The 1,490-nt window shown below is 68.1% G+C and carries 1 protein-coding gene; it reads left to right on the top strand.

Annotated elements, in window-relative coordinates; translation table 11 throughout:
* Positions 1 to 70 precede the first annotated feature (70 nt).
* Complete coding sequence (locus IE294_RS46645) at positions 71 to 1,483, top strand: IS30 family transposase (protein ID WP_373315975.1); 1,413 nt, start codon at positions 71 to 73, stop codon at positions 1,481 to 1,483.
* Positions 1,484 to 1,490: the final 7 nt, after the last annotated feature.

Raw genomic sequence — 1,490 nt, 5'->3', positions numbered from 1 at the left:
GGCGAAATCAACTGGTCGTCGCAACACCTTCTGATCACGGAGGTGTGCAATGGGACGACCGAGGAAGCAGATGCCGCAGGCACCACCGGGTGCGCGGCGGCAGTGGGCTGCGGACCGTGCGATGCGGCCGCCGATGCGCTCGCCGGGCCGGCCTGAGCCATCGCGTGCTGTCCAACGGGAGTTCTGGCGTCTGATCGCATCCGGGGTCACCTCGGTCCAGGCCGCCGAGGGGGTCGGTGTGTCGGCACCGGTCGGGATTCGATGGTTCCGACACGCTGGCGGGATGGCGCCGCTGAGTCTGGACGAGCCCTCGGGCCGCTACCTGTCTTTCGCCGAGCGCGAGGAGATCGCCCTGCTCAGGGCCCGGGACAAGGGCGTGCGTGAGATCGCCCGCACGCTCGGGCGCGACCCGGCGACGATCTCTCGCGAGCTGCGTCGCAACGCCGCGACCAGGGGTGGTAAGCCGGTCTACCGCGCCGTGGTGGCCCAGTGGAAGGCGCAGCAGGCCGCGAAGCGCCCGAAGACGGCCAAGCTCGTGGGCAACGACCGTTTGCGTGCGTACGTGCAGGAACGGCTCGCCGGTGACGTGCGCCGCCCCGACGGCACGGTCGTTCCAGGTCCTGCGACGCCGCCGTGGAAGGGCCTGAACAAGCCCCATCGCCAGGACAGGCGGTGGTCAACGGCATGGAGCCCGGAGCAGATCGCCTGTCGGCTGCGGGTCGACTTCCCTGATGATGAGTCCATGCGCATCAGCCATGAGGCGATCTACCAGTCGCTGTTCATCGAGGGTCGAGGCGCGCTCAAGCGCGAGCTGGTCGCGTGTTTGCGCACGGGCCGTGCACTGCGGGAGCCAAGGGCACGGTCCCGGAACAAGCCGCAGGGCCACGTCACCGCTGACGTCGTTCTCAGCGAGCGGCCGGCCGAGGCCGACGACCGTGCTGTCCCTGGTCATTGGGAGGGCGACCTGATCATCGGGACGGGCAGGTCGGCGATCGGCACGCTCGTCGAGCGCAGCAGCAGGTCCACGCTCCTGGTCCATCTGCCGCGGCTGGTGGGCTGGGGCGAGAAACCGTACGTCAAGAACGGCCCGTCGCTCGGCGGATACGGGGCCGCCGCGATGAACGCGGCACTGACGGAAGCGATGACCAAGTTGCCCGGGCAGCTACGCAAGACCCTCACCTGGGACCGCGGGAAGGAGCTCTCAGGCCACGCCCAGTTCGCCATGGAGAGCGGGACGCGGGTGTTCTTCGCTGACCCGCACTCGCCCTGGCAGCGACCGACGAACGAGAACACCAACGGGCTGCTGCGACAGTACTTTCCGAAAGGCACAGACCTGTCCCGGTGGTCCGCCGAAGACCTCGAAGCCGTCGCCTACGCACTCAACAATCGGCCCCGCAAGATCCTCGGCTGGAAGACCCCCGCCGAAGTTTTCGAAGAACAACTACGCTCACTTCAACAACCCGGTGTTGCATCGACCGGTTGAACTCGCC

The sequence above is a fragment of the Streptomyces canarius genome (assembly GCF_014650735.1).
GTDB lineage: Bacteria > Actinomycetota > Actinomycetes > Streptomycetales > Streptomycetaceae > Streptomyces > Streptomyces olivaceoviridis.
The sequence above is the reverse complement of the archived record's forward strand: the minus strand, read 5'-3'. Positions and strand labels throughout refer to the sequence as shown.